Here is a 24,856-nt window from a genome sequence, read left to right on the forward strand (position 1 = left end):
TCATCAACTGCCCCTTTCGAGGCGTCTGAGGCCATTGGCCTACGCGCTCGTTGCGGTCGTTGGCCTCATCCTCGCCCTGACGTGGGTGGCGCTACAGACGCAAGTGACTCTCGCCGGGTTTCTCAACGGCGAGAGTCTTTGGTCGAAGGCGCAGAAGCAGGCCGTCATCGACCTCGACGAATATGCCACGCACGGTCGTCCGGCGGACCTTGCCGGATTCCGGCGAAACTACGATGTACTCATGGCCGACCGCTGGGCACGCGATGCGATTGCCAGCGGCGACTTCGTCCATGCGGATGTTTACGACGCCTTCGCACGCGGCGGGGTGATTCCGGAAGCCATCCCCGGGATGGTCTTCATCTTCCAGTATTTTTCCGGCATGCCGTATGTGCGCGAAGCCGTCACGGAGTGGCGTTCGGTGGACGCCAGCCTGATCGACCTCGCCGATACCGCCGACCGGCTCGATCGCGCGTATGCCGCCGGCGCGCCGCCGGCCGCGACGATCGACGCGGAGCGCGCCCATATCGCCGCGCTCAACAGCTACGTCGAACCGCGGACCAAGGCTTTCTCGCTCGATATCGCCAATGGCGCCTCGTGGATCGGTCGCGTCCTCTTCTTCACGGTGTTCGCCGTCGCCGCGCTCGCTTCCCTGCTCTGGCTGCGCATGGCCGGCCGTATCGTCGCCACCATCCGCGGCACCGAGGAGCGCTACAGCCTGCTGTTCGACAGTGCCGCCGATGCCATCTTCATGGTGGACGAGGAAAGCGGCCGTATCCTCGATGCCAACCGGCGTGCGGCGACCTGGTCAGGTTGTTCGCGCGCCGAACTGATAGGCATGCAGCTTTCCAGTCTCTTCGTCGAAGGCTCCGACCACGCGGGGACCGGTGTGCTGCGCAATGCGGATGGCAGCAGCCGGCCGGTGGAAACGCAAAGCAGCCTGGTGGTCTGGGGATCGCGCCAGGTGTGCCAGGCGATCGTTCGCGATATCTCCGATCGCGTGGCCATGGAGCAGGAGCGCAAGATCGCGGCCGAGGCCCTGGCGAGCATCGCCGAAGGCGTGATCATCGCCGATGCCGACCGTCGGGTGACCACGGCGAACGCGGCGCACGCCAAGCTCACGGGCATCTCTCTGCAGGCACTGCGGCGCACGCGGTTCGATGCCACGCGCACATTGCCCGACGGCCGTCCCTTGCCGGCGTCGCTATGGGAAGACATCGCTTCGGGCGACAACTGGCTCGGTGAAGTGGAAAGCCGGCGTGCCGACGGTAGTACGTATCCCGAACTGATGAGCATCAGCACCATTCGCGACAGCGAAGGGCGCCCACAACACTATGTCGCCGTCGTCTCCGACATCACCGCGCGCAAGGCCGATCGCCAGCGCCTTCAGCACATGGCCACGCACGATCCGCTCACCGGCCTGGTCACGCGCGCCGAATTCGAGCGCCGCTGCGCCGAAGCGATCACCCGGGCCGCGCATGAGCGCGGTGCCATCGCCGTGCTCTTCGTCGACCTGGATGCGTTCAAGGTCGTCAACGACAGTTACAGCCATGCCACGGGCGATGCGTTGCTCATGCGTGTCGCCGAACGCATCCGCGCGCAACTGACCCCCGACGATGTCGCCGGTCGAATCGGTGGCGACGAATTCACCGTGTTGCTCGCCGACCTGCGTTCGCGCGAAGAGGCGCTGGTCGTGGCCGAGGCGATGCTGGCCGCGCTGGCCCGCCCGTTCGACCTGGGCGACTACGAGCTGTATGTCAGCGCGAGCATCGGCATCGCCGGCTACCCGCTGGACGGCAACGATGCGGTCACCCTGATCGCCAATGCGGACGCGGCCATGTACGTGGCCAAGACCGAGGAACGCAACGCGTTGCGCTTCTATACACCGAAGATGCATGCCGACGCGCGGCGTCGCCTGAAACTCGCTTCGGAACTGCGCCAGGCGCTGGCCCGGCACGAGTTCCACCTGGTGTACCAGCCCAGTGTGGAGATGAAGACGGGCCGCATCGTGGCCGTGGAAGCGTTGATCCGCTGGCGCCACCCCGATCGCGGGAACGTGGGACCGGACGAGTTCATTCCGCTTGCCGAGAGTCTCGGCCTGATCCGCCAGATCGACCAGTGGGTGCTGGAGACCGCGTGCGAGCAACTGCGCCAATGGGACCTCGCGCGACTGCCTCCGCTTCGCCTGGCCGTGAATGTCTCGGCGGGTTCGTTCGGCCACCCGGAGTTTCTTGCGGGCGTGAGCCAGGCCGTGCTCACCACCGGGATACCACCCAAGCGCCTGCTCGTGGAACTCACCGAGAGCGCGATCCTCCGTCTGGGCGAAGACACCGAGCGCGCGATGCTCGCCCTGCACAAGCTGGGCGTGGGCGTGGCGATCGACGATTTCGGTACCGGCTATTCCTCGTTGGCGTATCTGAAACTGCCGGCGGTGGCCTATCTGAAAATCGACCGCTCCTTCGTCACCGGTTTGCCGCTCAACGGCAACGACGTGGCGATCACCGAAGCGATGGTCGCCATCGCGCGGAGCCTGGACCTGCACACGATCGCCGAAGGCATCGAAACCGAAGCCCAGCACGATTTCCTGCTGCGCGCCGGCTGCCAGGAGGGCCAGGGGTTTCTATACTCGCGTCCGCTGCCGCCAGACGAGATCGAGCGTCTGCTCGCGCCCAACTCCAAGGCCAGTGGCGGCACCCGGCTGTCGCTCGTGCCGACGCGCCGCGCCTGATCGGGTCCGCTCGTACAAGACCCCGGCGACCCCTTCGGTCCACGCTGGGCATCCCCATATAAGCCGGACGTTCCCGTGCAAGGATCCATCGTGTCCACCCACGACCCCATCGTTTTCCTCTTCGATGTCGACAACACCCTGATCGACAACGACCGTTTCAGCGCCGATCTGGCCGCCCGTCTGCTGCGCGACTTCGGCGAAGACGGACGGGTGCGCTACAACGCGATCGACAAGGAGATCCGCGACCAGGTCGGCTACGCCGATTACCTCGGCGTGTTGCAGCGTCTGCGCGGCCAGGACAGCAGCCTCGCCTTCATGGAGATGTCGTTCTTCCTGCTGGACTATCCTTTCGACGAGCGCCGCTTCCCGGGCGTGCTCGAAGCGATCGATCACCTTCGCACCCTGGGCCGGCCGGTGATCATGTCCGACGGCGACACCGTGTTCCAACCGCGCAAGATCCGCCGGGCCGGGTTGTGGGATGCCTTTCGCGAGGACGTGCTCATTTACGTGCACAAGGAAGACATGCTCGACGACATGCGGAAGCGCTACCCGGCCGACCACTATGTCATGGTCGACGACAAGCCACGCATCCTCGTTGCGCTGAAGAAACTACTGGGCGACAAGGTGACCACGGTGTTCGTCAGGCAGGGGCACTATGCCGCCGCGGCGGGCGCGGAGCTGCAGGAAACCCCGCCCGACATCACCATCGATTCCGTCGGCGAGCTGGCGACGATGGGCCGCGAGGCGTTCCTCGCCACCGCCTGATGCCGGCGTCTGCAGGAGCCGATCCGTCGGCGATGCAGCACCCTTCGTGTGGGAACCGCTTCATCTGTAGGAGCCGCTTCATCTGTGGGAGCCGCTTCAGCGGCGATGGGTGCTCAAGCGGCCTCGAAGGCCGCGCGCACCCATTCCACCGACTCCCCCTCGAACGCGAGCACATCGAAGCGGCAGGGGCGCCGCGCATCGTGCGGATGCCAGGCCAGCCATAGGTGAGCCGCGCTGATCAGCCGTCGTCGCTTGGCCGTCGTGATCGAGCCCAGCGCGCCGCCGAATGCCGAACTGCGTCGATAGCGTACTTCCACGAACACGAGGGTCTGGCCGTCGCGCATGACGAGGTCGATCTCCCCGTGCCGGCAGAGAAAGTTGGCCCGTACCAGGCGCAAGCCGCGCGATTGCAGATACGACAGCGCCGCGCCCTCGAAGTGGTCTCCGGTGGCGCGGCGCGCGGTGGTTTTCCTCGTTGTGGCGGTCACGCGGCACTCCCGGCCGCGCCGACGGGAATCAGCCGCCGCCGCTTTCCACGTTGGGGGCCGCTGCCGGCGCTTCGAGTTCGAGGCTACCCGCGACAGGGTGGGCTACGCCGTCGGTGAAGCGCGCCCAGATCAGTACGCGTCGCACGCGTCCGAACTCATCCGCGACCAGCTGGCCGGTGGCGCCCGGCAGGTAACTGCCCGGGTGCCCGCGCATCCAGTCGATGTACGGCACCAGGCCCCAGGCATCCATGCCGAAGGCGAACAGGCGCGCGGCAACACCCTTGGTCGAGGGCAGGGCGGATGACAGGTCGGCGCGACGGGGCAGGCCCGGCTGTCCATCGAACAGCCACGGCGCGTCGCAGAATTCGACGCCTTCGAGGTCGCGGTCCGCCGTGGCGTCGTCGCCACCGCTGTAGACATGCGAGGTGGCGAACACCGGCAGGGTGATCTTCGCCAGGCGCAGCTGGGGTAACAGCAGGCGCGCCTGCTGGGGTTTCATGCTGATGAAGACGCCGCTGGTGGCGGGATCCTGGTTGTCCGGGGCGGACAACTGGGAGGCGAAATCGATGCTCGCCGAATCCAGGGTGGCCTGGCTGATCACGGTGCCGCCGCGCGCCTGCCACTCGGCCTTGAACGCGTTGCCGGCACGGCGGGCGAAATCGTCGGTGGAGATGACGACGATGGCGCTGCGCATGCCGCGGTCGGCCATATGGTCGGCAACCTGGGCGCCCTCGGTCTCGGGCAGCAGCCCGAACTCGTTCGCCCCCGCGGGGGGCAGGTTCTTGTTGTCGTTGGGGTAGTTCAGGGTGAGCATCGGCGCGGGCAGGGCGCCCTTGGCGAAGATGGCGGTCACGCCGTCACGGTTGAGTGGGCCGACGACGAAGCGGGCACCTTCGGCCACCGCCTTGTCGTAGGCGGCGACGGCATGTTGCGCGTCGTTGCCGGCGTCGTAGACGACGACCTCGGGGCGCGGTGCGTTCGTGTGCGCGGCTTCGATGTAGTTGGTGAAGAAGCCATCGCGGATGGCTGCGCCGGCGCCGGCCAGCGGGCCGGTGAGGGGCAGCAACAGCGCGACCTTGGTCGGTACCTTGTAGCCTTCGCGCACGCCCTTGTCGCCGGTGACCGTGCCGACCGCCTGGTCGAGCACCGCCGGCGAGCGTGTCACGCTGCCGAGCTGGCTTTGCGCCTCGGTCACCCAGGGGCGCATCGGGTCGCCGGCGGGCAGCGCGCCGCCGCGTTCGGCAAGGGGCTGGGCGCCCATGCCGGTGAGCAGGTTGAGGATCTCCTTGCGGTTCTGCTCACGGTCGAGTCCTCGCAGCTGTCCGTCGAGTTCGACACGGGTCTGCGCGGCGCTCCAGGGATCGTTCGATGCCGCCTGGGCCCGCGCGCGCAACTCGGCCAGCCGCTGGTCGATCTGCGGCGACACCCGCGACGACGGCTTGCCCGTGTACGAAAGAGCGGCGGCGGGATCGTTGTTCTTCAGCGCGATCTCGGCGCGCAGGGCATCGAAGCGCAGCGCATCCTCGCCATCGAGGTGCGAGCGACGGATGTCGCTGACGACGGGTGCGGCGCGATCGAGCGCGCCTTCCTGGCGGTACGCTTCGGCGGCGAGCAGCTTGTAGTAGTCCCGGTGCGCGGCGTCCTGGCCGGCCAGCGCGAGATAGGCTTGCGCGGCCTGGTCGAACTGTCCCTTGGTGTACAGCGCCTGCGCCGCCTGCGTCGCGTCACCCGAGGGGGCGGAACCATGTTGGCTCACGCCGCCCTGGGTCACGCAGCCAGCGAGACCGGCGCAGAGCAGGAGGCTGAGAGTGGTGGCGCGGATCGGTTGCATCGCAAGATTCCTTGGGCGGCACGGCGGCGCCCTTCCGGCGCCGAAACGTCCGGATCATAGCCCATCGCTTCGCGAGGCCGATGTGAGGCGGTCCAGCGAATGGCGACGGCGATCAACTGCCGTACAGGGCCTTGCGAGGCGCGCCGGTAATGGCGGCCGCCATCTTCGCCGCCTTGGCCGGCGGCAGTTCTTCCTTGAGGATGGCAAACACGCGCAGGCCTTCGGCCAGCCGCTCGTCCTCGCCTTCCTCGCGTCCGGCCACCATGACCACGAACTCGCCCTTCTGCTGGTTGGCGTCCGTCGTGACGCGCTCGACCAGGTCGGACAGGGGGCCATCGAGCACGGTCTCGAACATCTTGGTGAGTTCGCGCGCCACCACGGCTTCGCGGTCGGCACCGAATGTGTCGCGCATGTCCTCGAGGGACTCGACGATGCGGTGCGACGACTCATAGAAGATGAGCGTGCGCGATTCGCCGGCCAGTTCGCCCAGGCGGGCGCGTCGGGCACCGGCCTTCGCGGACAGGAAGCCTTCGAAGATGAAGCGATCGCTGGGTAGCCCGGCGACCGAAAGCGCGGCGATGACCGCGCTGGCACCGGGTACCGGGCTCACCCGAAGGCCTGCCGCGCGCACGGCGCGGACCAGGCGGAAGCCGGGATCGCTGATCAGGGGGGTGCCGGCGTCGGAGACCAGGGCCACGTCGTCGCCCGCGCGCATGCGCTCGACCAGTCCGTCCACGGCGGTACGCTCGTTGTGGTCGTGCAGGGCGACCAGCGGGGTGTCGATGCCCAGGTGCTGCAGCAGGGGGCGCGTATGCCGGGTGTCCTCGGCGGCGATCACCTTCACCCGGCGCAGCGTCTCGATGGCGCGCGCGCTGATGTCGTCGCGGTGACCGATCGGCGTGGCGACCACATGGAGCATGCCGGGGCGGGAGAGAGACATCGGAGGAATCCGTGAGCGGTGACCGGGCATTGTAGGAGCGGATGCATCGGCGATGGTGCTTGGACCAGGCTGCCCCATGTATCATTGGCGGTGGAGTCGGCCGGACAGTCGCGTCACGCCTTCGGGCGTATCGAGGAAAGTCCGGGCTCCATAGGGCAGGGTGCCAGGTAACGCCTGGGCAGCGTGAGCTGACGGCCAGTGCAACAGAGAGCAGACCGCCGATGGCCCCGCAAGGGGATCAGGTAAGGGTGAAAGGGTGCGGTAAGAGCGCACCGCATGCGGGGCTAACGTCGCATGGCACGGTAAACCCCACCCGGAGCAAGACCAAATAAGGGGACTATGACGCGGCCCGCGTCGTTCCCGGGTAGGTTGCTAGAGCCTGGCGGTGACGCCAGGCCGAGAAGAATGACTGTCACGTCGCAAGACGAACAGAACCCGGCTTACAGGCCGACTCCTTTTCTTCGCGGTAAAACGGCGCCGTCTTACGACGGCGCCGTTTTGCTTGATAAGTCATGTGGAAGCCATGCGGGAGCCATGCGGGAGCCATGCGGGAGCCATGTGGGAGCCATGTGGGAGCCGCTTCAGCGGCGAATGGCAAATACACCCGCTGCGTAGCAGCGACTCTTGCCAGGTTGCTTGCTTCACCCCCAGCGAAGAAAGAGCATCGCCGCTGAAGCGGCTCCCACATGGTTCCCGCATGGCTCCCACATCGTTCCCACATCGTTCCCGCATGGCTTCCACATAGCTCCCAGATGGTTTCCACATGGCTTCCGGATGGTCTCAACCGTCGCATGAACGTGAGTTCAGTCACACATTCGAATTCCCCTTTGCGGGGCCCTTGAAACGCCGAGGTCGTTCGTAAAAAACCTCAATGATTCAACCACCTTCCGCCCCTTCCTCAGAAACGGCTGGAATTGGTGATGAACGTGAGCTTTCTCCTTGATTCACAAGAAAAATTTCCTTGACAGTCTCAGGACCCGAGACTATCGTGGGCCCCAGTGTGAAATCGTGGGATTTGGTGGGGCGGCCAACGAAGATGTTCCAAGGTGAGACAGCCATCACGATCGACGACAAGGGTCGTCTGACGATCCCGACTTCGTATCGGGATCTGGTGGCCGACGCCTGTGCGAATCGTCTGGTCGTTGCCTACAACCCCTTCGAGACCGGTTGCCTCTGGATCTTTCCGTACGCGGAATGGGAACAGGTCCGCGATCAGGTCAACGCGCTACCCAGCGTCAAGGCCGTCCACCGCGCTTTGCAGATGAAGCTGGTGGGTGCCGCGGCCATCGTCGAGCCTGACGGAGCGGCCCGCATCCTCCTTCCATCGAGCCAACGTTCGGCGGCCGGGATAGAAAAAAAGGCCGTCCTCCTCGGCATGGGCAACAAGTTCGAGCTTTGGAGCGAACAGGCCCACCTCGCCAAGATCCGGCAAACGATCGGCGAGGACGAGATCAGCGACGACATGGCGGAACTGCGGTTGTGACGAACTAATTCGAGGTCTTGGTGGAACGGGAGCGGGATGTGGCGATGGCGGGGCGCGATGTGCACATCCCTGTGATGCTCGACGAAGCGGTGGAGGGCCTCGCCTTGCGCGAGAACGGGCGCTATCTGGATGGGACTTTCGGCCGCGGCGGTCACGCCCGGGCGATTCTCGCGCGCCTGTCCACCGACGGTCGCCTGTTTCTCATGGACCGCGATCCCACGGCGATCGCCGTGGCCGAAGCCGACCTCGCCACCGATCCGCGTGTCGCCCTGCGTCACGAGAACTTCGCCACCATGGGCGAGTGGCCGGCGCTCGAAGGCGGCCTCGACGGCATCCTGCTCGACCTCGGCGTGTCCTCGCCCCAGCTCGACGATCGCAGCCGCGGCTTCAGCTTCATGGCCGACGCCCCGCTCGACATGCGCATGGACACCACGCGTGGCATCAGCGCCGCCGACTTCCTCGCCGAAGCGGATGAAGCCGAGATCGCCGACGTGCTCTGGCGCTTCGGCGAAGAACGCTTCAGCCGTCGTATCGCCAGGGTCATCGTCGAGCGTCGCGCCACCGCGCCGATTACCCGCACGTCCGAACTCGCCGACCTCGTCGCCGGCTGTGTCGGCCGCCGCGAACCCGGCAAGAATCCGGCGACGCGCACGTTCCAGGCGTTGCGCATCCGCGTGAACGCCGAACTCGAATCCGTCGAGCGTGGCCTCGATGCCGCCCTCGACCTGCTCAAGGTCGGCGGCCGCCTCGCCGTGATCAGCTTTCACTCGTTGGAAGATCGCACGGTGAAGCAGTTCATCCGTTCGCACGAAGGCCGTGTGCAGGGCAATCGCCGCGGCCCGCCGCCGGCCGCCAGCCAGGCCCGCCTCAAGCCGATCGGCAAGGCGATCTTCCCCTCCGATGCCGAAGTGGCCGCGAACCCGCGTTCGCGTTCCGCGGTGCTGCGCGTCGCGGAGAAACTCGCATGAAAGTCTTCGGCGCGATCTGCCTCTCGATCTTGCTGCTGGCGGTTCTCGCCAGCGCGATCGGCGTGGTGTGGACGCGCCATGAGAGCCGCGTGCTTTTCGTCGAACTCTCGAAGATGCAGGCGCAGAAGGACGATCTCGGCGTCGAATACGGTCGCCTCGAGCTCGAGCAGGCCACGTACGCCGAGCCCAGCCGTATCGATGCGGAAGCCCGTGCCAAACTCGGCATGGTGACGCCGAAGCCGCAGGACATCCAGCTGGTGCGTCGATGAAGGCCCGCTACGGCAAGCCCGTCGTGCCGAGCCGCCGCCGCGGCCAGGGGCCGAGCCCGCGCAAGCGCATGACCGTGGTCGTGGCGCTGCTTTGCGTATGCGCGACCGGCCTCGTTGTCCGTGCGTTCGACCTGCAGGTGGTGCGCAAGCAGTTCTACCAGGATCAGGGCGATGCCCGCTTCCTGCGTGAGATGCCTATCGCCGTGTCGCGCGGCACGATCTTCGATCGCAACGGCGAGCCGCTGGCGGTGTCGACGCCGGTCGCCTCGATCTGGGCCAATCCGCCGGAAGTGCTGGAGAACGAAGACCGCATTCCCGAGCTGGCCAAGGCGCTGCACGTCGACGCGGACGATCTCAAGCAGAAGATTGCCGCGCGCGCCGACAAGGAATTCATGTACATCGCCCGCCAGCTGCGTCCGGAAGACGCGCAGGCGATCGTCGACCTGAAGATTCCCGGCATTTCCTCGCAACGCGAGTACCGCCGTTATTACCCGTCGGGCGCGGTGAACAGCCATATCCTGGGCTTCACCAATATCGACGACCACGGCCAGGAAGGCCTGGAGCTGGCCTTCGACGAATGGTTGGCCGGCAAGCCGGGCGCGAAGCGTGTCATCCGCGACCGCATGGGTCACGTCGTCGAAGACGTCGAGCTGGTGCGCGAGCCGCAGCCGGGTCGCGACATCACGCTGTCCATCGATCGTCGCATCCAGTATCTCGCCTATAGCGCGCTCAAGGACGCGCTGGACAAGAACAAGGCCGACTCCGGATCCATCGTGGTGATGGATGTGCATACGGGCGAAGTGCTCGGCATGGCCAACCTGCCGACCTTCAACCCCAATGCCGTTCGCGGCAGCACGCCGAACGATCGCCGCAACCGTGCCCTCACCGACGTGGTCGAGCCGGGCTCGACGATGAAGGCCTTCACCATGGCCGCGGCGCTGACCAGCGGCAAGTACACACCCACCTCGCCGATGATCGAGACCTCGCCGGGTACCTGGATGATGGGCGGCCACCCGGTGCGCGACACCCACAACTGGGGCACGCTCACGCCGACCGGCGTCATCACCAAATCGTCGAACGTCGGCGCGGCCAAGATCGCGATGACGCTCGATACCGAGTTCCTCTACAACATGTGGAAGTCGTTCGGCATCGGCAGCAGCACCGGCAGCGGATTCCCCGGCGAAGCCGCCGGCTACCTGCCGGTCAGCCGGACCTGGAAGCCGATCGAAAAGTCGCGCATGGCCTACGGCTACAACCTCAGCGTGACGCCCTTGCAGCTGGCTACCGGTTACGCCGCCATCGCCAACGGCGGCGCGCTGCGCTCGCCCAGCTTCATCAAGGGCGCGGACAACCCGCCGAACCAGGTCATCACGCCCGAAGTCGCCCAGCAGCTGGTGCGGATGCTCGAAACCGTTCTGCAGCCCGGCGGTACCGGCTTCGGCTTCGCCTCGGTCGCCAACTACAGCGTCGCCGGCAAGACCGGTACATCGCACAAGTTCTCCGTGGGTGGTTACTACGCGAAGAACTACATCTCGCTGTTCGTCGGCATGATCCCGGCCAGCGCCCCGCGCCTGGTAACGGTCGTCGTGATCAACGATCCGCAGGGCGGCCATTACTACGGCGGCTCGGTCGCCGGCCCGGCCTTCGCCCAGGTGATGCAGGGTGCCGTGCGCCTGCTCGATATCCCGCCCGACAACGTCGGTCGCTGGTATGTCGGCGGGCCCAGCGTGGGCGGCCTCATCGGCACCGCGAACGCACCGCCGCCGCCGGCGGACGACAGTGCGGCGGAAGAGGTGGTCCCATGACCATGCCCCTGGCCGAACTCCTTCACGGTTTCGCCGACGCCTCGGGTGCCGGCGAACTCGTCGTTTCCGGGCTCTCGCTGGATTCCCGGCAAATCGCCGAAGGCGAAGCCTTCGTCGCGCTGCGCGGCGGCAAGGGCCACGGCATCGACTTCGCGGCGAAGGCCGTGGAGCAGGGCGCCAGCGTGATCCTCGCCGAGCCGCCGTTCACGACGATCGACGCGGGGGTGCCGGTGATCGCGGTGGAAAAACTACGTGAGAAGACCGGCGCCATCGCTGCCCGCTTCTTCGGCGAACCGTCGCAGTCGCTCGACCTGATCGGTGTTACCGGTACCAACGGCAAGACCTCGACGGTTCAGCTCATCGCGCAGGCGCTGGCCTTCCTCGGCCGCAAGCCGGCCACGGTCGGTACCCTGGGCGCCGGCATGCACGGTGCGGTCGTCGAAGGCGAGCGCACGACCCCGGACGCGATCAGCATGCAGGCCCTGCTTGCCGGCTTCCGCGACGCCGGCGCGTCGCACGTCGCCATGGAGGTCTCCTCGCACGCGCTGGAGCAGGGCCGGGTCAACGCCTTGGCGTTCGATGTGGCCGTGTTCACCAACCTTACCCGTGACCACCTCGATTACCACGGCACGATGGAAGCCTACGGCGCCGCAAAGGCCAAGCTGTTCGCCTTCGAGGGATTGCGCGCCGCGGTGATCAATATCGACGATCCGTTCGGCGCGAAACTGGCCAAGGGTCTCGGCGAGGGCATCGCGAAGCTGCGCACCACGATGGCGGGCGAAAGCACCGACAAGGATGCCGAGGTCCGCGCCGATATCATCGTGACGTCGGCCAAGGGCCTGTCGTTCAACCTCAATACGCCGTGGGGCATGCGCACCGTGCGCAGCGCGCTGCTCGGCCGCTTCAACGTCGCCAACCTGCTCGCCGTCGCCGCCGTCCTCGGCGCGTTGGGTGAACCGTTCGACCGTATCCACGCCGCGCTGGAAGCGCTCGAGCCGGTGAACGGCCGCATGAGCCGCCTCGGCGGCGACGGCCGCAAGCCGCTGGTCGTGGTCGATTATTCGCACACGCCGGATGCACTGAAGCAGGCCTTGCTGGCGCTGCGTTCGCACACCAAGGGCAAGCTGATCTGCGTGTTCGGCGCCGGCGGCGACCGCGACCAGGGCAAGCGCCCGATCATGGCCGCGATCGCCGAGCGCCTGGCCGACATGGTCATCGTTACCGACGACAACCCGCGCACCGAAGACGGCGACACCATCGTCGCCCAGATCATGGAAGGCTTCGCGCACCGCGACACCGTGCTGGTGGAGCGCGACCGTGCGCAGGCCATCGCCCTGGCCCTGGCCGATGCGAAAGCCGACGACGTCGTGCTGATCGCAGGCAAGGGTCACGAAACCTATCAGGAAGGTCCGCAGGGCAAGTTGCCCTTCGACGACCTCGCCGTCGCCCGTGAGGCGATGGCCAAGAGCACGAAAGGAGCCCGCGCATGATGCGCCTGTCCGCCGTCGCCCTGTGGACCCGCGGCCGCCTGCATGGCGCCGATGTCGAGGTGACCGGCTTTTCCATCGATACCCGCACGCTGAAGGCCGGCGACCTGTTCGTCGCGCTGCCGGGCGAGCGCGTGGACGGCCATGATTTCGTCGCCGCCGCGGCAGAGCGTGGTGCGGTCGCCGCCCTGGTGACGCGCCCGGTCGACGTGGCGATTGCCCAGGTGATCGTCGACGACACGCAGATCGCCCTGGGCGATCTCGCCAGCGCCGTGCGTGCCCAGACCAGCGTACGCGTGGTCGGCATTACCGGTTCCAATGGCAAGACCACGGTGAAGACGCTGACCGCGTCCATCCTGTCGCGCCATGGCCGTACGCACGTGAATGCCGGCAACTTCAATAACGAGATCGGCATGCCGCTGACCCTGCTGGCGATGCCGCGGGATACCCAGTACCTGGTGCTCGAAATGGGCGCCGGCAAGCCGGGCGACATCGACTACCTGGCTGCCATCGCGCGGCCCGATATCGGCCTCGTCAATTCCATCGCGCCCGCGCATCTTGAGCGCATGGGCACGATCGAAGGCGTCGCCGAAACCAAGGGCGCGCTCTATCAGTCGCTGCCCGTCGACGGCGTCGCGGTGATCAATGCCGACGACACACGTTTCGCCGGCTTCTTCGCCAACCTCGCCGGTACCCGCAAGATACTTCGTTACGGCCTGGAGCACCGCGCGGATATCGGCGCGGACATCATCGAGGAGCGCATCGACGGGACGCACTTCGTGCTGTCGACGCCGCACGGCGACGGCGATGTGCACCTGCCGATGGCCGGCCGCCACAACGTCGCCAACGCGCTCGCCGCGGCGGCCATCGCGACGGCCCTGGATGTTCCGGTCGATGTCATCGTCGAAGGTCTCGAGCAGGTGCCGCGCGTGGCGGGCCGCCTGAACCTGGAAGCCATGCAGGGAAACTGGACACTGATCGACGACAGCTACAACGCCAATCCGGGTTCCGCCGCCGCCGCCATCGATACCCTGGCGCTCGCCCGTGGCGAGCGCTGGCTGATCCTCGGCGACATGGCCGAACTGGGTCCGGAAACGATCAAGCTGCATGCCGGCATCGGCAAGTTCGCACACGAGCGTGGCATCGAGCGCCTGCTCGCCACGGGGATCAAGTCGGCCGCGGCAGTCGAAGCGTTCGGGCCGGGCGCGCAACATTTCGCGACACAGGAGGCGCTGATCGAGGCCGCCTGCACGCAGATCCACGAGGGCGTGACCTGCCTCGTGAAGGGGTCACGCTCGTCCGGCATGGATCGGGTCGTGGCGGCAATGAAGAAACACGCTGAAGGAGCATCCGATGCTGCTTGAACTGGCGGAATGGATGGCTCGGCACTTCACGTCGTTGCATCTTTTCCAGTACATCACCTTCCGCGCGATCATGGCGGCGCTCACCGCGCTGGCCGTGTCGCTCCTGCTCGGCCCGGCGCTGATCCGTAAGCTGGCCGCGCTGAAAGCGGGGCAGGTGGTGCGCAGCGACGGCCCGCAGACCCACCTCTCCAAGGCCGGCACGCCGACCATGGGCGGCACGCTGATCCTTTTCGCCATCGGCATCGCCACCCTGCTCTGGGCCGACCTCGGCAACCGCTATATCTGGGTGGTGCTGCTGGTCACGCTCGCCTTCGGCGTCATCGGTTTCTACGACGATTACCGCAAGCTGGTGCTCAAGGACAGCCGCGGGCTGGCCAGCCGCTGGAAGTATTTCTGGCAGTCGGTGTTCGGCCTGGCCGCCGCCGTCTTCCTCTACCAGACGCATCAGGCGCCGGCGGAGATCGCCCTGTACGTGCCCCTGTTCAAGCAGGTGGCGGTGCCGCTGGGCCTGTTCTTCGTGGTGATCGGCTACTTCATCATCGTCGGCTTTTCCAACGCGGTGAACCTGACCGATGGCCTGGACGGCCTGGCGATCATGCCGAGCGTGCTGGTCTCCGGCGCGCTGGGCATCTTCGCCTACCTTGCCGGCAACAAGCTGTTCTCCGAGTACCTCGGCATCCCGGCCATTCCCGGCGCGGGCGAGCTGGCGATCTTCTGCAGCGCGCTGTCCGGTGCCGGCCTCGGCTTCCTGTGGTTCAACACGTATCCGGCCCAGGTCTTCATGGGTGACGTGGGCGCGCTCGCCATCGGCGCCGCACTCGGTTGCGTCGCCCTCATCGTGCGCCAGGAGATCGTGCTGCTGGTGATGGGCGGCGTGTTCGTGATGGAAACCGCCTCGGTCATGTTGCAGGTCGCCAGTTTCAAGTTGCGCGGCAAGCGGATCTTCCGGATGGCGCCGATCCACCATCACTTCGAGCTGAAGGGCTGGCCGGAACCCCGGGTCATCGTTCGCTTCTGGATCATCAGCGTCGTGCTGGTGCTTATCGGTCTGGCCACGTTGAAGGTGCGCTGAGAATCATGTTTGGCTTCGGCAAAAACCAGGCGCAACGCCGACAGGGCCCGCGGGGGAGCTTCGACCTCCCGCTGCTCCTGGCCGCGCTCGCACTCGCGGCGCTGGGCGTGGTGATGGTCACCTCCAGTTCGATCGCCGTGGCCGACGGCTCGCACCAGGGTGCGTTCTACTACCTCAAGCGCCATCTCGTGTTCCTGGTCCTCGGCGGCTGTCTCGCCGCCGCGGCCATGCGTACCGAACTGAAGACCCTCGAGAAGCACAGCTTCCTGCTCCTGCTGTTCGGCATCATCATGTTGCTCATGGTGTTCCTGCCGGTGTTCGGCATGCGCATCAACGGCGCGCGCCGCTGGGTGAACCTGCTGGTGACGAGCTTCCAGCCGGTCGAAGCGGTGAAGCTCATCCTCGTCGCGTATCTCGCCAGTTATCTCGTGCGCCACCGCGAAGGCGTGGAATACGAGCTGTTCGGCGTGGTCAAGCCGGTCGGCGTCGCGGGCTTCATCGTGCTCCTGCTGCTGGCCCAGCCGGACTTCGGCTCGGCCGCGCTGGTCGTCGCCACCACCGTCGGCATGGTCTGGCTCGCCGGCGCGCGCATGCGCAACCTGCTGGTGCTCGCGACGCCGCTGGTCCCCGCGCTGATCTACGCGGCGACCGCCGAGGACTACCGCATCAAGCGCCTCACCTCGTTCCTCGATCCCTGGAAGGATCCGTTCAACGACGGCTTCCAGCTGACCCAGGCGCTGATCGCCGTGGGTCGTGGCGAATGGACGGGGGTCGGCCTGGGTTCGAGCGTGCAGAAGCTCTTCTACCTGCCCGAGGCACACACGGACTTCATTCTCGCCGTGCTCGCCGAAGAGCTGGGCCTGGCCGGCATCGTGCTGGTGATCTTCCTGTACATCGTGCTGGTCGGCCGTGGCCTGTACATGGGCCTGAAGGGTGTCGAACTGGGTCATCGCTTCTCCGGCTACGTCGCTTACGGCATTTCGCTGATGCTCGGCTTCCAGGCCATGGTCTCGATCGGCGTGAACCTCGGCGTGCTGCCGACCAAGGGCCTGACCCTGCCGCTGATCAGCTCGGGCGGCTCGTCCGTGCTGATGACCTGCGCCATGGTTGGCGTGCTCCTGCGCGCGACCTTCGAGATCAACCGCGCCGAAGATGCGCGGCAGACCGCCGTGCGCCTGCCGGCGAACGCCGTGCCGAACTCGGCCGCGCCGCTCGGGGGCATGGCATGAACGCCCCCGTGTTGATCATGGCCGGCGGTACCGGGGGACACATCTTCCCGGGGCTCGCCGTGGCCGACGAGCTGCGCTCGCGCGGCGTGCCGGTGGCCTGGCTCGGCGCCGAAGGCGGCATGGAAACGCGCGTCGTGCCGGCCCACGGCCTCGACCTGCACACCGTCGCCGTCGGCGGCCTGCGCGGCAAGAGCGTGGCGACCCGCCTGCTGGCGCCGTTCATGCTCGCTCGCGCCCTGTTCGCCTCGCTGAAACTGCTGCGCAAGCTGCGTCCGCGCTGCGTGCTGTCGATGGGCGGCTATGTGGCCGGTCCGGCCGGTGTCGCCGCGCGCCTGGCGGGTATCCCGTTGGTGGTGCACGAGCAGAATGCCGTCGCCGGCTTCACCAACCGCAAGCTCGCTTCGTTCGCGAAGAAGGTCCTCACGGGGTTCCCCCATGTGCTGCCGAACGGCGAGTGGGTGGGTAACCCGGTGCGCGCGCGAATCGCCGCCTTGCCGGCGCCCGATCAGCGCCTCGCACAGCGCGACGGCCGTCCGCGCCTGCTGGTGCTCGGCGGCAGCCTCGGTGCGCGCACGCTCAATCTCGCGCTGCCCAAGGCGCTCGCCTTCATGCGTGGCATGCCGGGGTTCGGCGCCGGCGAGCCGGAAATCGTCCACCAGACCGGCGAGCGTGGCCTCGAGGAAGCACGTGCCGCGTATGCGGCGGCAGGCGTCACGCACGCCAACGTCGTGCCCTTCATCGATGACATGGCGGGCGCTTACGAGTGGGCCGACGTCGCGGTCTGCCGCGCCGGCGCACTGACCGTCGCCGAACTCTGCGCCGCCGGGCTCGAAGCCCTGCTCGTTCCTTTCCCGCATGCCGTCGACGATCACCAGACGGCGAATGCGCGTGCCATGGTCGACGCCGGCGGTGCCCTGCTACTTGCCGACGCCGTGGCCGCCTCGTCCGACGGTCCGGAGAAAATCGCGGTCATCCTGTCGCGCATGCTGCAGGATCGCCAGCACATCCTTTCCGCGGCCAATGCGTCCCGTACGCTGGCCAAGCCCGACGCAGCAGCAACGATTGCACGTCACTGCATGGAGGTTTCCGCATGACGCCCGGTCGTTTGCGCGCCCACGACGATTTCATGACCTCGTTCCGCCGTGTCCACTTCATCGGCGTAGGCGGCGTTGGCATGAGCGGTATCGCCGAGGTACTGAAGAACCTCGGTTACAGCGTGTCCGGTTCCGACCGTGCGCCGTCGCCGACCACCGAACGGCTGGCCAGGCTCGGTGTGGAAGTCCATATCGGCCACAGCGCCGCGAATATCGACGGCGCCGACGTGATCGTCACCTCGAGCGCGATCCGCCAGGACAACCCCGAGATCGTCGCCGCCCAGGCCGCCCGCGTGCCGATGGTGCCGCGCGCGGAAATGCTCGGCGAACTGATGCGCTTCCGGCGCGGTATCGCGATCGCGGGCACGCATGGCAAGACGACGACGACGAGCCTGGTTGCCAGCGTTCTCGCCGAAGCGGACTACGACCCGACCTTCGTCATCGGCGGGCAGCTCAATGCGGCCGGGGCGAACGCCCGGCTCGGTACCGGTCAGTACCTGGTCGCCGAGGCCGACGAATCGGACGGCTCGTTCCTGATGCTCTCGCCGGTGATGGCGGTCGTGACGAACATCGACGCCGACCACCTGGAGAACTACAACGGCGACTTCGCCCAGGTGAAGAAGGCGTTCCGCGACTTCCTGCACCGCCTGCCTTTCTACGGCATGGCCGTGTTGTGCATCGACGACGAGGAAACGGCCCTGCTTGCGCAGGACACCTCGCGCCGCATGCTGACCTACGCGATCGACAAGCCGGGCGCGGACGTCACCGCGACCAACGTGCGCCAGATCGGTTTCGAGATGCACTTCGACCTGCACCTGCCGGGCATGGCCGGCACACTGCCGGTCACGCTCAACCTGCCGGGCCGGCACAACGTGCAGAACGCGCTTGCCGCGGCCGCGGTGGGCTGGCAGCTCGGCGTGGAGGCCGAAGCGATCGCCCGTGCGCTCGCCCGTTTCGAGGGCGTCGGCCGCCGCTTCCACCGTCGCGGCGAAGTCGCGCTCGACAGCGGCAGCGCGCTGCTGGTCGACGACTATGGCCACCATCCGCGCGAGCTCGCGGCCGTGTTCGCCGCCGCCCGTGGCGGCTGGCCGGACCGCCGCCTGGTCGTCGCTTTCCAGCCCCATCGTTACAGCCGCACGCGCGACCTGCTCGACGACTTCGCCAACGTGCTCGCCGAGGTGGACGTACTCGTCCTGACCGAGGTGTATCCGGCAGGCGAGTCGCCGATCGCCGGGGCCGACGGCAAGGCGCTTGCCCGCGCCATCCGTGCGCGCGGCAAGACGGACCCCGTGTTGGTCGATCACCCGCGCGATCTGCGCGACACCTTGTCCGCGCTGGTGCGCGACAACGACCTGATCATGCTGCTCGGTGCCGGTGACATCGGTGCAGCCGCTATCGAGCTGGGTAACGCCGGCCATCTGAGGAGCAAGAAGTAATGGAAGACACACGTTTCCCCCGCCTGGTCACCGACGCCGCCGATTTCGGCCGCGTCGCCGTGGTGATGGGCGGTAGTTCCGCCGAACGCGAGATCTCGCTCGCCTCCGGTCGCGGCGTGCTCGCGGCGCTGCGCTCGCGCGGCGTCGATGCGCATGCCATCGATGGTATTCCGGCCCTGCTGGACGCGGTGCGCGCCGGTCATTTCGCCCGCGTGTTCAATATCCTGCACGGCGCCGGCGGCGAGAACGGCGAGCTCCAGGGTGCACTGCAGTCGCTCGGCGTGCCGTATACCGGTTCCGGCGTGCTCGGCTCGGCACTGTCGCTGGACAAGGTCCGCGCCAAGCAGGTGTGGATCGCCCTCGGCCTGCCGACCCCGCGGTTCCGCGCGCTGCCACGTGGTGCCGACGTCCACGCCGCAGCGCGCGACGTAGGCTTCCCGCTGATCGTGAAACCCGCATGGGAAGGCTCCAGCGTCGGCGTGACGCGCGTGTTCGACGAAGCCGGCCTCGATGCCGCCGTGGAACTCGCTCGCCGGTATCCGGGCGACATGCTGATGGAAACCCTGATCGAAGGCGGCGACGACGAAGGTGGCGAGTTCACCGTCGGCATCCTCGGCCGCGAGGTGCTGCCGACGATCAAGATCGACTACAAGGGCGAGTACTACGACTTCAACGCCAAGTACATCGCCGAAGACACCCAGTACATCGTGCCCGGCCTTGCCGGCACCGCCGAAGACGAGATGCGCGCCCTCGCGCTGACCGCGTTCGATGCGCTCGACTGCTTCGGCTGGGGCCGCGTCGACGTGATGCGCGACCGCCACGGCAAGAACTGGCTGCTCGAAGTGAACACCGCGCCGGGCATGACCTCGCATTCGCTCGTCCCGAAAGCCGCCGCCGTCGCGGGCCTGGATTACCCGGCTCTCTGCTGGCGCGTCCTCGAAACCTCCATGCAGCGGGAGGGTGCGAAGGCATGAAGGGAGCCGCCGCCACGCGGATCGTCGCCTGGGGTATCGCCATCACCTTGGTGGTATTGCCCGTGGTCGGCGTGATGCAGGGCTGGTTCGCCGCCGGTCGCTGGCCGGTGACGAACATCAAGGTCGAGGCGGAGTTCGCGCATGTCAGCGCCGAACAGATCCGCAGCGCCGTGTTGCCGCGGCTGGGCAAAGGCTTTTTCGCGACCGATCTGGAAGACGTGCGCCATGCGATCGGCGCGCTGCCTTGGGTGGAGTCGGTGGAAGTGCGCAAGCGCTGGCCCGACACGCTCCTGGTCCGCATCTACGAGCGCCAGCCGTTCGCGCGCTGGAACGAGGACCGTCTGATCAGCCGCCAGGGCCTCGTCTTCGACGCTCCGGGTGCCGACCAGATGGGCGACCTGCCGCGCCTGCGCGGCCCGGATTCGCGACTGGCCGAAGTCGTGAGCTTCTACGCGCAGGCTCATAAGGCGTTCGAGGGCAGGGCGCAGCTCGCCATCGTCGGCGTGAGCCTGAGCGAACGCGGTAGCTGGAGCGTCACCACGGAAAGCGGTGCCGAGATCGTCATCGGCGATCGCGACCAGGCCGACCGTCGTCTCGCCCGCTTCCTCGATGTCTACCCACAACTCGTCGCCGGTCGGCGTGGCGGTTTCGCCTATGCCGACCTTCGTTACACCAACGGATTCGCCATCCGGTGGCCGGAACCGGAAACCACGGCCGCACCCAAGGTCGGAAGCTGAGCTAAACCATGAGAAACAAGAACGACAAACAGCTCGTCGTCGGCCTCGACATCGGAACGTCGAAGGTCGTCGCGATCGTCGGCGAATACGAGCCGGGCGAACCGATCGAGATCATCGGCATCGGCACCCATGTGTCGCGCGGCATGAAGCGCGGCTCGGTGGTCGATATCGAATCGACGGTGCACTCGATCCAGCGCGCCGTGGAAGAAGCCGAGCTGATGGCCGGGTGTGACATCCGCTCGGTCTACGCCTCGATTTCGGGCAGCCACCTGGAAACGCGCAACTCGCACGGCACCGCGGCCATCCGCGACCGCGAAGTCATGGCCGCCGACCTGGAGCAGGTGCTCGAAGCCGCCAGCGCGGTCGCCATCCCGGCCGACCGCAAGGTGCTCTACAAGGAATCGCAGGAGTACCGCATCGATGGCCAGGACGGCATCCGCCACCCCGTCGGTATGAGTGGCGTGCGCCTGGAAGCCAGCGTGCACCTGGTCACCGGTGCGGCCAGCGCGGTGCAGAACATTTCCAAGTGCATCCAGCGCTGTGGTCTTTCGGTCGACGAGCTGGTGCCGGCAGCCGTCGCCAGCGCAAAGGCGGTACTGACCGAGGACGAACTTGAACTCGGCGTCTGCCTGGTCGACATCGGCGCCGGCACCACGGATATCGCTATCTACACGCAGGGCGCGATTCGTTACACCAAGTCGCTTCCGGTCGGTGGCGATCAGGTCACCAACGACATCGCCTATGGCGTGCACACACCGACCGCTCACGCGGAAGAGATCAAGATCAAGTACGCGTGCGCGCTCGCCCAGCTTGCGCATGCGGAAGAAACGATCCAGGTGCCGAGCGTCGGCGATCGTCCGCCGCGTCGCCTGGCTCGCCAGGCGCTGGCGCAGTCGGTGCAGGCGCGCTACGAGGAAATTTTCGAGATGGTGCAGGACGAACTGCGCCGCTCGGGTTACGAGAGCCTCGTCGCCGCCGGCATCGTGCTCACCGGTGGCGCCTCGCGCATGGAAGGCGCGCTCGAGCTGGCGGAAGAAATCTTCCACAAGATGGTCCGTATCGGCGTGCCCCAGCACGTGTCGGGCCTGGGCGATGTCGTATCCAGCGAGTTGCATTCGACCGGCGTGGGCCTGCTTCTGCATGGTTCGCGGTCGACCGGCGCCTCGCGTAACACGAGCTCGGCCGTCGGTAACGTCGGCAATGTGGTCGAGAAGTTCCGGAGCTGGTTCACCAAGAATTTTTAAGCGTCGAGCGGATTGTCGGTGCCCGATGGAAGGGGGGCGCCGGGGCAAGAGGATGGCCCGCAACCCATGGCCGACAGGAGTCGGACTTGGGACATAAACCATAAAAACTAAAAGTTCTGCGGAGGACGGGAAATGTTTGAACTCATCGAAAAGCTGGCACCGAACGCGGTCATCAAGGTCATCGGCGTGGGCGGCGGTGGCGGTAACGCCGTGGCCCACATGGTCAATTCCAATATCGAAGGCGTCGAGTTCGTCGTCGCCAACACCGACGCGCAGGCGATGAAGTCCTGCGGCTCGCGCACGCACCTGCAGCTCGGCGGCAATGTCACCAAGGGCCTCGGCGCCGGTGCCAACCCGGAAGTCGGCCGCCAGGCCGCGCTCGAAGACCGTGAGCGCATCGAGGAAATGCTCGAAGGTGCGGACATGGTCTTCATCACCGCCGGCATGGGCGGTGGCACGGGTACGGGCGCGGCGCCGGTGGTTGCCCAGCTCGCCAAGGAGAAGGGCATCCTCACCGTCGCGGTGGTGACCAAGCCGTTCCCGTTCGAAGGTCGTCGCCGCATGCAGGTGGCCCTCAAGGGCATCGAAGACCTCTCGCAGCATGTCGACTCGCTGATCACGGTGCCGAACGAGAAGCTCCTCTCGGTGCTCGGTCGCGAAGTGACCCTGCTCAATGCCTTCAAGGCGGCCAACGACGTCCTCCAGGGCGCCGTCCAGGGCATCGCCGACCTGATCACGGCCCCCGGCCTGATCAACGTCGACTTTGCCGACGTCCGCACGGTCATGAGCGAAATGGGTATGGCGATGATGGGCTCGGGCACCGCCCGGGGCGACGATCGTGCCCAGGCTGCGGCCGAGGCGGCGATCAATAACCCGCTGCTGGAGGACGTGAACCTCAACGGCGCCTGCGGCATCCTCGTCAACGTCACCGCCGGCCCGAACCTGACCATGCGCGAGTTCGACGAGATCGGTCGCGTCATCCACGACTTCGCCTCGGAAGACGCCACCGTGGTCATCGGCACGTCGCTCGATCCGGACATGCAGGACGACGTTCGCGTGACCGTGGTCGCCACCGGCCTGAACCGTGCGGGCGTGGCTTCGAAGCAGCCGGTGCGTCAGCCGGTGCAGCAGCAGGTCGAGATGCGGCAGCGCCCGCGTCCGGTCGTGCTGCGTACCGGTACCGGCAACGAAGTGGTCGACTACGCGCAGCCCGACGTCGTTTCGTCGACGCGGTCGGAGCCGGCACCGTCGAAGGGCGCCGAGCCGGCAATCGATTACCTGGATATCCCGGCGTTCCTGCGCCGCCAGGCCGACTGATTGCCGAAACGTGGAACGAGAGGCACGTTAAGGAAAACGTGAGGCTGCCCCGGCATGACGCCGGGACGCCCGACGCTCCGCCGCCGATCCCGTCCGGGCGGCGGGGTGTTGCCCCGATGACGGGAAAATAGTTCAATATTTTCAATTGCTTGAATTGCGTTGCTTGCAGTCTCACGACTGCTGAGCGGCTAACTGCTGATACTGAAGGAACAGTGAAGCGTTGCTGTACTGTGCCGTTCGGTTTGTCTGGCCCGAGGTTAAGACTGTGTTAGCATATCCGCCACTTAAGGCTGCTGCCGGCTAAGGTTTGACCCAATATGATTAAGCAGCGCACGCTCAAGAACATCATTCGCGCCACTGGCGTCGGCCTTCATACCGGCGACAAGGTGTACATGACGCTTCGTCCCGCGGCGCCGAACACCGGCATCGTGTTTCGTCGCACCGATCTCAATCCACCGATCGAATTGCATTCGCGTCCCGAGAACGTCGGCGACACGCGTCTTTCGACCACGCTGATCAACGGCGACGTTCGCGTTTCTACGGTCGAGCACCTGCTCTCGGCCATGGCTGGCCTGGGTATCGACAACGCCTATGTCGACCTCTCCGCGCCGGAAGTCCCCATCATGGACGGCAGCGCCGGCCCCTTCGTCTTCCTTATCCAGTCCGCTGGTATCGAAGAGCAGGAAGCCGCGAAGCGCTTTATCCGTATCAAGAAGCCGGTCATCGTCCAGGACGGCGACAAATGGGCCAAGCTCGAGCCGTTCGACGGCTTCAAGGTGGGTTTCTCGGTCGAGTTCGACCACCCGCTGTTCAACAAGCGCAATTCCCAGGCCGAGATGGATTTCTCGACGACCTCGTTCGTCAAGGAAGTCAGCCGCGCCCGTACGTTCGGTTTCATGCGCGACATCGAGATGCTCCGTGAGCGTAACCTCACGCTCGGCGGCTCGATGGACAACGCCGTGGTGCTGGACGACTACCGCGTACTCAACGAAGACGGTCTCCGTTACGACAACGAGTTCGTCAAGCACAAGATCCTCGACGCCATCGGCGACATCTACATGCTGGGCCACAGCCTGATCGGCGCGTACTCCGCGCACAAGTCGGGTCATGAGCTCAACAACAAGCTCCTTCGCAGCCTGATGGCCGACGCCACCGCCTGGGAAGAAGTCAGCTTCAAGGACCCGGCCAAGGCGCCGATCTCCTACGCCCAGCCCGCTCACGCGGTTTGAGGCGCGGCCCTCCGGGGCTCCCGTCATAGCAGAAAGGCCGCGAGCGAATCGCGGCCTTTTTCGTGGTTCTTCGCGGATTACCGGGGGCGGGTGCTGGGCATGCCGGGCATTCTTTCGCACCTTGCACCTCGCTCGCCTTCGGCCTCGCGGGCTCGGCTGCGCCGTCGCTTTGTACACTTGGGCGTTTCGCGGGGAGACCTTGGCGCCCACCCTCGCTGCTCAAACAGGTCCTCCGCGTTCGACAAGGAAAGGCCGCTGACCGCGGCCCATGTACCTATTTGGCCTACGGCCGCTCCACTTGTGCGGAACTCGCCTCGAGGGTGGACGCCAAGGTCTCTCACGACGATACGGTCGAGTGGAAGGAGAGCCGTTGTGTGGTGCCGTCGTCGGCCCCGGCCG

At 66.6% G+C, this 24,856-nt stretch carries 20 protein-coding genes and 1 other RNA gene; 18 read left to right on the forward strand and 3 right to left on the reverse strand.

Annotated elements, in window-relative coordinates:
* The first annotated feature begins 34 nt into the window (after positions 1-34).
* Positions 35-2,725, forward strand: a complete 2,691-nt coding sequence (locus VM621_RS17175) for a putative bifunctional diguanylate cyclase/phosphodiesterase (RefSeq protein WP_325470183.1) — start codon at positions 35-37, stop codon at positions 2,723-2,725.
* 90 nt (positions 2,726-2,815) lie between these two features.
* A complete protein-coding gene (locus VM621_RS17180) occupies positions 2,816-3,490 on the forward strand; it encodes an HAD family hydrolase (protein ID WP_325470184.1) in 675 nt (224 codons plus the stop codon).
* 113 nt (positions 3,491-3,603) lie between these two features.
* Here the strand turns inward: VM621_RS17180 and VM621_RS17185 are convergent, their stop codons facing one another.
* The 3 genes from VM621_RS17185 to rsmI all read right to left on the reverse strand — a co-directional run bounded on the left by VM621_RS17185 (position 3,604) and on the right by rsmI (position 6,749).
* Positions 3,604-3,978, reverse strand: a complete 375-nt coding sequence (locus tag VM621_RS17185; RefSeq protein WP_325470185.1) for a YraN family protein — start codon at positions 3,976-3,978, stop codon at positions 3,604-3,606.
* A 28-nt stretch (positions 3,979-4,006) separates the two neighbouring features.
* Complete coding sequence (locus VM621_RS17190; RefSeq protein WP_325470186.1) at positions 4,007-5,809, reverse strand: penicillin-binding protein activator; 1,803 nt, start codon at positions 5,807-5,809, stop codon at positions 4,007-4,009.
* Positions 5,810-5,921: 112 nt separating this feature from the next.
* The gene (gene rsmI, locus VM621_RS17195; RefSeq protein ID WP_325470187.1) at positions 5,922-6,749 is read right to left on the reverse strand and encodes a 16S rRNA (cytidine(1402)-2'-O)-methyltransferase; all 828 of its coding nucleotides are present in this window, start codon (positions 6,747-6,749) and stop codon (positions 5,922-5,924) included.
* A 92-nt stretch (positions 6,750-6,841) separates the two neighbouring features.
* Here rsmI and rnpB point away from each other — a divergent pair.
* From rnpB to lpxC, 16 genes are all read left to right on the forward strand, one after another.
* Positions 6,842-7,208, forward strand: an RNA gene (rnpB, locus tag VM621_RS17200) — RNase P RNA component class A.
* A 577-nt stretch (positions 7,209-7,785) separates the two neighbouring features.
* On the forward strand, positions 7,786-8,232 hold the full coding sequence (mraZ, locus tag VM621_RS17205; RefSeq protein WP_325470205.1) for a division/cell wall cluster transcriptional repressor MraZ: 447 nt from the start codon (positions 7,786-7,788) through the stop codon (positions 8,230-8,232).
* A gap of 44 nt (positions 8,233-8,276) precedes the next feature.
* Entirely contained in the window at positions 8,277-9,200 is a 924-nt protein-coding gene (gene rsmH / locus VM621_RS17210; protein WP_325470188.1) for a 16S rRNA (cytosine(1402)-N(4))-methyltransferase RsmH, read from the forward strand.
* A complete protein-coding gene (gene ftsL, locus VM621_RS17215; protein WP_325470189.1) occupies positions 9,197-9,469 on the forward strand; it encodes a cell division protein FtsL in 273 nt (90 codons plus the stop codon). Before rsmH ends, ftsL begins: the two co-directional genes overlap by 4 nt.
* Positions 9,466-11,274, forward strand: a complete 1,809-nt coding sequence (locus VM621_RS17220; RefSeq protein ID WP_325470190.1) for a penicillin-binding protein 2 — start codon at positions 9,466-9,468, stop codon at positions 11,272-11,274. The genes ftsL and VM621_RS17220 overlap by 4 nt, the downstream gene beginning before the upstream one ends.
* Positions 11,271-12,764, forward strand: coding sequence for a UDP-N-acetylmuramoyl-L-alanyl-D-glutamate--2,6-diaminopimelate ligase (locus VM621_RS17225; RefSeq protein WP_325470191.1), 1,494 nt, complete (start codon positions 11,271-11,273; stop codon positions 12,762-12,764). Before VM621_RS17220 ends, VM621_RS17225 begins: the two co-directional genes overlap by 4 nt.
* Positions 12,761-14,125, forward strand: coding sequence for a UDP-N-acetylmuramoyl-tripeptide--D-alanyl-D-alanine ligase (locus VM621_RS17230; protein ID WP_325470192.1), 1,365 nt, complete (start codon positions 12,761-12,763; stop codon positions 14,123-14,125). The genes VM621_RS17225 and VM621_RS17230 overlap by 4 nt, the downstream gene beginning before the upstream one ends.
* Positions 14,115-15,197 (forward strand): phospho-N-acetylmuramoyl-pentapeptide-transferase, encoded by a 1,083-nt coding sequence (gene mraY, locus VM621_RS17235; protein WP_046968252.1) that lies wholly within the window; start codon positions 14,115-14,117, stop codon positions 15,195-15,197. The genes VM621_RS17230 and mraY overlap by 11 nt, the downstream gene beginning before the upstream one ends.
* 5 nt (positions 15,198-15,202) lie before the next feature.
* Entirely contained in the window at positions 15,203-16,426 is a 1,224-nt protein-coding gene (gene ftsW, locus VM621_RS17240; RefSeq protein WP_325470193.1) for a putative lipid II flippase FtsW, read from the forward strand.
* Complete coding sequence (gene murG, locus VM621_RS17245; protein WP_325470194.1) at positions 16,423-17,520, forward strand: undecaprenyldiphospho-muramoylpentapeptide beta-N-acetylglucosaminyltransferase; 1,098 nt, start codon at positions 16,423-16,425, stop codon at positions 17,518-17,520. The genes ftsW and murG overlap by 4 nt, the downstream gene beginning before the upstream one ends.
* A complete protein-coding gene (gene murC / locus VM621_RS17250) occupies positions 17,517-18,956 on the forward strand; it encodes a UDP-N-acetylmuramate--L-alanine ligase (protein WP_325470195.1) in 1,440 nt (479 codons plus the stop codon). Before murG ends, murC begins: the two co-directional genes overlap by 4 nt.
* A complete protein-coding gene (locus VM621_RS17255; protein ID WP_325470196.1) occupies positions 18,956-19,930 on the forward strand; it encodes a D-alanine--D-alanine ligase in 975 nt (324 codons plus the stop codon). Before murC ends, VM621_RS17255 begins: the two co-directional genes overlap by 1 nt.
* On the forward strand, positions 19,927-20,667 hold the full coding sequence (locus VM621_RS17260; protein ID WP_325470197.1) for a cell division protein FtsQ/DivIB: 741 nt from the start codon (positions 19,927-19,929) through the stop codon (positions 20,665-20,667). The genes VM621_RS17255 and VM621_RS17260 overlap by 4 nt, the downstream gene beginning before the upstream one ends.
* 8 nt (positions 20,668-20,675) lie before the next feature.
* A complete protein-coding gene (ftsA, locus tag VM621_RS17265) occupies positions 20,676-21,911 on the forward strand; it encodes a cell division protein FtsA (protein WP_325470198.1) in 1,236 nt (411 codons plus the stop codon).
* 132 nt (positions 21,912-22,043) lie between these two features.
* Positions 22,044-23,228 (forward strand): cell division protein FtsZ, encoded by a 1,185-nt coding sequence (ftsZ, locus tag VM621_RS17270; RefSeq protein WP_325470199.1) that lies wholly within the window; start codon positions 22,044-22,046, stop codon positions 23,226-23,228.
* Between the two features lie 317 nt (positions 23,229-23,545).
* Positions 23,546-24,457: a UDP-3-O-acyl-N-acetylglucosamine deacetylase gene (gene lpxC / locus VM621_RS17275; RefSeq protein WP_325470200.1), complete on the forward strand. Its 912-nt coding sequence runs from the start codon at positions 23,546-23,548 to the stop codon at positions 24,455-24,457.
* The last annotated feature ends 399 nt before the right edge of the window (positions 24,458-24,856 follow it).

Source organism: Luteibacter sp. (genome assembly GCF_035539195.1).
Lineage (GTDB): Bacteria > Pseudomonadota > Gammaproteobacteria > Xanthomonadales > Rhodanobacteraceae > Luteibacter.

Excerpts from the sequence above, each read along its gene's own strand:
- VM621_RS17190 (WP_325470186.1), bottom strand. The coding sequence starts at position 5,809 with ATGCAACCGATCCGCGCCACCACTCTCAGCCTCCTGCTCTGCGCCGGT.
- rsmI (WP_325470187.1), bottom strand. The coding sequence starts at position 6,749 with ATGTCTCTCTCCCGCCCCGGCATGCTCCATGTGGTCGCCACGCCGATC.
- mraZ (WP_325470205.1), top strand. The coding sequence starts at position 7,786 with ATGTTCCAAGGTGAGACAGCCATCACGATCGACGACAAGGGTCGTCTG.
- rsmH (WP_325470188.1), top strand. The coding sequence starts at position 8,277 with ATGGCGGGGCGCGATGTGCACATCCCTGTGATGCTCGACGAAGCGGTG.
- ftsL (WP_325470189.1), top strand. The coding sequence starts at position 9,197 with ATGAAAGTCTTCGGCGCGATCTGCCTCTCGATCTTGCTGCTGGCGGTT.
- VM621_RS17220 (WP_325470190.1), top strand. The coding sequence starts at position 9,466 with ATGAAGGCCCGCTACGGCAAGCCCGTCGTGCCGAGCCGCCGCCGCGGC.
- VM621_RS17225 (WP_325470191.1), top strand. The coding sequence starts at position 11,271 with ATGACCATGCCCCTGGCCGAACTCCTTCACGGTTTCGCCGACGCCTCG.
- VM621_RS17230 (WP_325470192.1), top strand. The coding sequence starts at position 12,761 with ATGATGCGCCTGTCCGCCGTCGCCCTGTGGACCCGCGGCCGCCTGCAT.
- mraY (WP_046968252.1), top strand. The coding sequence starts at position 14,115 with ATGCTGCTTGAACTGGCGGAATGGATGGCTCGGCACTTCACGTCGTTG.
- ftsW (WP_325470193.1), top strand. The coding sequence starts at position 15,203 with ATGTTTGGCTTCGGCAAAAACCAGGCGCAACGCCGACAGGGCCCGCGG.
- murG (WP_325470194.1), top strand. The coding sequence starts at position 16,423 with ATGAACGCCCCCGTGTTGATCATGGCCGGCGGTACCGGGGGACACATC.
- murC (WP_325470195.1), top strand. The coding sequence starts at position 17,517 with ATGACGCCCGGTCGTTTGCGCGCCCACGACGATTTCATGACCTCGTTC.
- VM621_RS17255 (WP_325470196.1), top strand. The coding sequence starts at position 18,956 with ATGGAAGACACACGTTTCCCCCGCCTGGTCACCGACGCCGCCGATTTC.
- VM621_RS17260 (WP_325470197.1), top strand. The coding sequence starts at position 19,927 with ATGAAGGGAGCCGCCGCCACGCGGATCGTCGCCTGGGGTATCGCCATC.
- ftsA (WP_325470198.1), top strand. The coding sequence starts at position 20,676 with ATGAGAAACAAGAACGACAAACAGCTCGTCGTCGGCCTCGACATCGGA.
- ftsZ (WP_325470199.1), top strand. The coding sequence starts at position 22,044 with ATGTTTGAACTCATCGAAAAGCTGGCACCGAACGCGGTCATCAAGGTC.
- lpxC (WP_325470200.1), top strand. The coding sequence starts at position 23,546 with ATGATTAAGCAGCGCACGCTCAAGAACATCATTCGCGCCACTGGCGTC.